Annotated in this window: 7 protein-coding genes; 2 read left to right on the forward strand and 5 right to left on the reverse strand. The window is 31.7% G+C overall.

Translation table 11 applies throughout. The features are described 5' to 3' along the window. Positions 1 to 51: 51 nt before the first annotated feature. The 4 genes from RSB60_RS03510 to RSB60_RS03525 form a co-directional block, all read right to left on the reverse strand. Positions 52 to 3345, reverse strand: coding sequence for a glycoside hydrolase family 2 TIM barrel-domain containing protein (locus RSB60_RS03510; protein WP_332614574.1), 3294 nt, complete (start codon positions 3343 to 3345; stop codon positions 52 to 54). Positions 3346 to 3449: 104 nt separating this feature from the next. Further along, entirely contained in the window at positions 3450 to 3680 is a 231-nt protein-coding gene (locus tag RSB60_RS03515; RefSeq protein WP_323382237.1) for a hypothetical protein, read from the reverse strand. Beyond that, positions 3677 to 4291: a DUF1700 domain-containing protein gene (locus RSB60_RS03520; RefSeq protein ID WP_323382236.1), complete on the reverse strand. Its 615-nt coding sequence runs from the start codon at positions 4289 to 4291 to the stop codon at positions 3677 to 3679. The genes RSB60_RS03515 and RSB60_RS03520 overlap by 4 nt, the downstream gene beginning before the upstream one ends. Next, positions 4284 to 4601 carry a PadR family transcriptional regulator gene (locus tag RSB60_RS03525; protein ID WP_332614576.1) on the reverse strand — a complete coding sequence of 106 codons (318 nt, stop codon included), beginning with the start codon at positions 4599 to 4601 and terminating at the stop codon, positions 4284 to 4286. Before RSB60_RS03525 ends, RSB60_RS03520 begins: the two co-directional genes overlap by 8 nt. A 215-nt stretch (positions 4602 to 4816) precedes the next feature. Here RSB60_RS03525 and RSB60_RS03530 point away from each other — a divergent pair, with 215 nt between their 5' ends. Beyond that, positions 4817 to 5722 carry a helix-turn-helix domain-containing protein gene (locus tag RSB60_RS03530; protein ID WP_332614578.1) on the forward strand — a complete coding sequence of 302 codons (906 nt, stop codon included), beginning with the start codon at positions 4817 to 4819 and terminating at the stop codon, positions 5720 to 5722. A 45-nt stretch (positions 5723 to 5767) separates the two neighbouring features. Further along, positions 5768 to 6184, forward strand: a complete 417-nt coding sequence (locus RSB60_RS03535) for a hypothetical protein (protein ID WP_332614581.1) — start codon at positions 5768 to 5770, stop codon at positions 6182 to 6184. 59 nt (positions 6185 to 6243) lie between these two features. Here the strand turns inward: RSB60_RS03535 and RSB60_RS03540 are convergent. Then, the coding region (locus RSB60_RS03540; RefSeq protein WP_332614583.1) for a pyridoxal phosphate-dependent aminotransferase at positions 6244 to 7105 on the reverse strand (862 nt) is incomplete at its 5' end.

Genomic DNA, 7105 nt, shown 5'->3' on the forward strand with positions numbered 1-7105 from the left:
TTACCATTTAGAGATAAAAAGTAGATATCACTTACTGTGACATCTACTTTTTTATTTTGGTGTAATTAAAAGATTCATTGTGATTGTTTGTCCCTGTTTAATTTTATAATTAGCTAAAGGCTCTGCACCCCAACTACCATTACCTAATCCTCTTTGGTGCACATCTAAATGGAGAATTGGTGCATCCCTTTCTTCCAGTTCAAACATATGCTTTGCATTCGCAATATCAATATCTAGATATGCCAATACATTGACAGCTAAATTCGTATCAGAGATAAATCGTAAAGTCCCCTTACTACCCTTTATATCAAACCAACGTACATCCGTTTTATTACCACTGTCTTGTGGTTTTAATTGTGTAGAATTAAACCAATTCAATAAACTTCCCGAATAAATACCTACAAATGCAGCCGTATTACGATCACTATAATTTTCAAATGGACCTCGTCCATACATTTCGTAAGACTTTACCGATTTCGTTAAATTAAATATAACTCCAACCCGTGCAATTTCACCAACTGCTTTAATTGTTGGTACATCAATTTTTGACTCTATGAGTATGGATCCATCTCCACTCACTGTGTAGGTAGTATTTACTTTTGAATTTGTAGATTCAATCATACTTTGACTTTTTATTATTGCCTTTGTATCTGTATAACTTAACGAAAGAGAAACTAAGTTTGCAGTACTTTCCGCATTCATCACTTCTGGACTAAATTCAAGATCATTAGAAACTGGAGCTCTACCAAAACTTACATATGGACCATTTCCCAAAAAGGTTTCCCCCAAGTATGTATAGTCCGTGATAGTTCCTGTCCCTTTATCAATTTTAACAGTAAACTTATAACCACTTATCTCAATGAAATTTTCTTTTTCATTTACGACTATTGGTTTATTTTCTTCTTGCTGAAGTTCATTCTGGTTAACCTTTAAAATAAATTGTTCTTTTGAATGAATGTCACCTTTCTTGCCACCATATTCATTAGCCCAAACTTGATCTTTTGGATACTTCACATAAACATTAAGAATGACTTCACCTGTCAATGTCTTCAATGTTGATAGCGATAAATGTATATCTTTTGTTGTAAGTGCTTCAACATTTAATTGCGACTGTTCAAGGTCTTCTTTGTAAACTGAATATCCATCATTTAATAATTCAACTGATACCATAAACTCATTAAGATTAGTGTCAATGCTTTCATTAGTAACTGTTAGTATATTATCTTTAAAACTAAATTGAAAATCTTGTTGAACCTTTTTTACTTCTTCACTTTCAGCTTGTGGTTTGCGATTGGCACTGATTATTCCATTACCACAGAAGTCATCATCATGTAATTCAGTTCCCCAATCACCACCATGACCATAGAATTCATTTCCATTTTCATCAACCGTTAAAATTGATTGATCAATAAAATCCCATATGAATCCACCTTGTATATTTGGATAGCTACGATATACATCATAATATTCTTTAAAGTTACCTAAAGCATTCCCCATCGCATGTCCATACTCTGATTGAAAGAATGCATTCTTGTTATTTTTACCATACTCATTTACTTGGTCCAATGTCCAGTATTGCGTACTTACTACATCAACCATTGATTCTTCTCTTGTATTCCCAATTCGATTATCACGTTCATACACACGTAGTCTTCCTGGATCTCTCGATAAAATCCATCTAGATGTAACATAGAATGGATAATTTTCATCCATTGGATATTCATTGTAAGTTGATTCATTTCCTAATGACCAAAATAAGATGCTTGCATGATTCTTATCACGTTCGACCATACTCTTTGTACGATCAAGAATCAATGGAACATAAATTGGATTATTACCTGGTACAGATAATTCGTTTTCACCAATGTGTGATTCAATATTAGCTTCATCAACAATATACAAACCAATTTCATCTGCCACATCATATGTTAATTCTTGATTAGGATAATGTGATGTTCTAAATGCATTAATGTTATATGACTTCATCATAAACAAGTCTTGGATAATTTCTTCTTTGGTAATTGCTCGCCCATTATTTAAACTTGTTTCATGACGATTTATACCCTTTAAGATTATTGGTTTATCATTGACTAATATTTGTGACACACCTTCAATTTGTTTTACTTCAACTTTTCTTATTCCTACACGAGTACATACTGTTTCTACAACATTTCCTTTTTGATCAAACAATTGAATTAATACATGATATAAGTTTGGTTTTTCACTACTCCATAATTTTGGTTTAGATATCTCTACTTGTTGCATTACAAGAAGTCCTTCATCTTTTACTGTTTCAAATGATGGTAACATTCCAACTTCTTTTTTATTCGATTTATTTGAAACTAATTGTTCACCATCGTAAATATCCACAGATAATGAATATCCTTCTTTTATTTCTGTTGTCAAATTTCGAATACTTGTTTCAATATTAAGCGTTGCGTTTTCATAATCTGAAGCAATTGAACTTGTCACGAATAAATCTCTAATTTCTACATCATCTTTTGAATATAAAATAACATCTCTAAAGATTCCACTTAATCTAATAAAATCTTGATTTTCAAAGTAACTGCCTGTCGACCAGCGATACACTTCTACCGCAATTGTATTTTTACCTTTTTTGAGATAAGGGGTAATATTAAAATCTCGTGTTGAATAACTATCTTCACTATATCCTACGCGTTGTCCATTGATAGCAGATTCTACGCCCTTAAAACTCACAAAGATATTTCTACCCTCCATGGAATCATTAAGCTCAAATTCACGCTTATAATGCCCTACACTATTAAAAGCAGTCGGAGCTAGTGGTTCTCCTTGCCAACCATATTGAATCACTTCATTATTAATCCACGGATAAATTTGATTTATATAAATTGGACTTTCATATTTAAAAGTTCCGTCTTCATTTCGCTGTGTTTGGATATTGGAAGGTACTTCAATAGTTTCAAATTGTGTATCATCCCAATCTTCCCAATAAGAAAAAGCATCAAAACCAGCAATATTTTTTAGTCGCTCGGTTGGCTTTTTCGCATAATAAAATTGCCACGTCCCATTCAACGATTGAACATATGGTGATGATAAATAATCCAAGTCATCCAAGCTACTTTTTTCAGCTGCCAGCCCTTCTTCTTTTGAAGAATAAGGCCATATACTTGCATGAGCAGGTTCACTATTAACTTCGAATATGTCGTAACGATCATACCACTCTTCACTGACAAATGATGCGTCAGCAGCAAGTGCTTCATTATTTGGTTTAGGGGTATTTTCAGAATTCGTTGTTTGTGAGTCCTGGTTCGAACAGCCCACAAGTAATAAAAGAATAAAAATACATACTGTAAGTTTACGCATTATTTACCCCCTTATTCAAATTCTCTTTTTATAATTATAACAAGAAACAATCGTTTAACCAACGCAAGAAAAAAGATATACTTCGTTATGAAGAATATCTTTAATTAATGTCCAAAACTCATTATACTGATTGGTCCTATTTCAAGGTAAATACGAAACTCATTTTCATCATTGACATGAACTGTTTGATACCAAGCATCAGAATTACCCGTTTTTAAATTTTCCGTATTATTCTTAGCCATAGCAAATCCAATAATACCGCATCCTATTCCCACAATCATAAGCATGGTAGATAAGATAACAATACTTTTTTTACTTAATATTTGTTTCATCATACACCTAAACCTCTTATTCTTTGAAATACATATGTGTTTGTTAAATTCATTGCTTGTTTTGTAACTGCCATAAAGAATCTTCCTAGCTTAGCTGTTGCGATAAACAGAAGAACAAATGAACCTGTTGTAAATAGTCCGAGCCCTAATTGTATTATTCCCAAAGCCATATTTTGATACATTATTGCAAATGATCCTAAGACACTGACTGTCGCCATGATTAAGCAAGCTACCCCACCAATTCCTACACAAATAGGAATAAGCCAAATTACGATTAATCCTGCAAACAATAACATACATCCAGCCAATAACAAACATCCCGCCGCTAATAACAAGACCACCCATAATGGTGACCCCAGTATTAACAATATACTAATTAATGTTTTCTTGTTTTTTGTCATTGTTTTTTCTGGTTTACTTAAATCTTCTGTAATTATTTGTTCTGCAATTTCACCCGGTTTCCCAACCTTTTCTACTGCTTCTATTTCTGTCAAGCCATCTTCAATAAAATCATCAATCATTTCACTATAGAAAGATATTGCTTTATCTCTTTCCTTTTTATCAATACCTTGAAGTAAATTCTCAAGTCTTTCTAGAAATCCAATCTTATTCATCTCCCTGTTCTCCCTTCACAAAGTCATAGATTTTTTTTATCTCTCCCCAATCTTCTATAAACTTTAAGATATGTTCTTTTCCTATTGGGGTAATTTGGTAATATTTACGCAATCGACTATTGTGTTCAACAGAATAGGTTATAACCATTCTACTAGACTCTAGTCTTTTGAGAATTGGATACAATGTTGACTCAGATATTTCTATACATGTAGAAACATCTTTTACGATTTGGTAGCCATAAGAATCTTCATTCTTCAACGCCGCCAATACACAAAATTCAAGGAATCCTTTTTTTAATTGAGCATCCATAAATACCTCCTTATGTTGTATACTATACATTACATAGTATAATGTGTCAACGGGTATTTTGAAATATTCTAAAAAGTTGCTTGTTCAAGTATAATTAAGGTATCAAAAAGCAACTCAACAAATAGTTGAGTTACTAAATTGCAACTCAATTACCACTTGATAGGAAATTAAACCCATACTTGTTACGATACAGATATAACACAGGAGGATAAAAAATGTTAGATACAAGAGTAATAGGCAAAAAAATTCTAGAACTTCGCCAAAAATCAAATATGACCCAAATGGAATTAGCAGATAAACTATTTATTAGTTACCAAGCTGTATCAAATTGGGAAAGAGGTAATTCATTGCCTGATGTAACCAAATTACCTGAAATCGCAGAATTATTTAATATCTCTGTAAGTGAATTATTAGGAGAAAACAATTCACTCTTAGAAAGTGCTATTAAAAATGAAGAAAAAGAATTCATACGTATGAATCCTGAAAAAGTAAAAGAAGTAAAAAATGTATTACCAATCTTAAAGCCGAATCAAATAGAAAATATTGTTGATGAAATTAATACATCAACTGATTTTAGTGATTTATTGGAAATGCTTCCTTTTCTAAGTGAAAGAAAAGTAAATGCACTCGCTTTAATTCTTTTACAAAATAAAGAATATAATTCGATTCATAAACTGGGACCATTTATGAATGAAGATGATGTTTATAAAATTGCTTTAGCATTGATTGACAATAATGAATCTATTGATAAGTTACTTCCTTTTATCAATGAAGATGAGATCAGCAAACTTGTTTTAAAGTTACATGATATGGGAAAAGATTTAAAAAATTTATATCCTTTCTTGGATGAAAAAGATTTAAAAAAATTCGCAGGTATGCTTCATAAACAAGCTGGATTATCTGGGATTTTACCAATTCTTCCATTTATTGATGAAGACGATTTGGAAGAAATTGCAGAAGATGAGTACAAAAAAAATGGGCTCAAAAATTTTGAATCGCTTGCTCCTTTTTTGGAAGAGGATTTTCTTGCCAAAATCGCGAAAAAATCTATTCATGATAATGGATTAAAATCCATCAAACCGCTGATGCCATTTATCGATTTAGATAGTTTAGATGATTAAAAATAATTCATTCATATTCGTATATTAAAAGGAGAAAATAAAAAAATGAAAATGAACATAACATCTATTTTAAGAGGTTTTTTACCAATGCTAATGATACTTACCTTAGTAGGATGTAGTGCAACCCCTACCCAACCTACTCAAACACCCGCAACAGATGATAAAGAAATAATTACAGAAGGATATACATTATTAATTCCTTTATTTGTAAAAGATGGTCTACCAGGTGTTAAATATAATGCTGATACCGCTCAAGTACAAGTAACAATCACTAGCAATACAATTGATGTAAATACATTGACTGCTTTAGATATTCGAGCATTCTATGATGCAAGTTTATGTGAAGTAGGTAAAGAATGTACTGTTCAAGTGCAACTAGAAATAGTCAATAATACTATCGATGCTAATGAACTTACTATGATCCCAAACATTACAGAAACAACAGTAATCATTACCAAATAATTCAAGTTAAATAGAAATAAAGAAACGCATACTATGTATGCGCTTCTTTTTAGTTACTCTTATTTCTTTAATGAATTCAAAAATCTTTCAATTCTTGTTAATGCTTCTTTAATTTCATCAATACTGTAAGCATAAGAAATACGAATATATCCTTCTCCACATCCACCAAATGCAGTTCCAGGTACTACCGCAACTTTCTCTGTATTAAGTAACTGCTCACAAAATTCATCTGATGTTAATCCCGTTGATTTGATACTTGGGAATACATAGAATGCACCTTCTGGCATATGACATTTAAGCCCAATTCGATTCAATCCATTTACAATGAAATTTCGTCTACCTTCAAAAGAATCATGATGTAATTTACAATCTGCATCACCATGAGCCGCAGCTTCGACTGCAGCATATTGACTTATAGTAGATGGACACATAATACAATATTGATGTATTTTATTCATTGATTTAATAATTTCTTCATCTGCCAGCAAATATCCAACACGCCATCCTGTCATAGAATAAGCTTTAGAAAATCCGTTAATAATAATTACTTGTTCCTTAATTTCTTCAAATGAAGCAATTGTACAAAATTCATTTCCATAAGATAATTCAGCATATATTTCATCTGTTAATACTACAAAATCATGTTGCTTGATAATAGGTACGATTTTTTCATAATCCTCACGTGACATAGAACCACCCGTAGGGTTACCTGGAAAATTAATAAACAACATTTTTGTTTTATCAGAAATTGCTGATTGTAATTCTTCAGCAGTTAACTTAAATTTATTTTCTTCTTTAAGTTCAATGATTACAGGAACACCACCTGCTAAGCGTACCAATGGTTCGTAAGCAACATATCCTGGTTGAAGAAGAATTACTTCATCTCCTGGATTTAAAATTGTACGCATGACTATATCGATT

The sequence above is a fragment of the Anaerorhabdus sp. genome (assembly GCF_036657415.1).
Taxonomy (GTDB): domain Bacteria; phylum Bacillota_I; class Bacilli_A; order Erysipelotrichales; family Erysipelotrichaceae; genus Anaerorhabdus.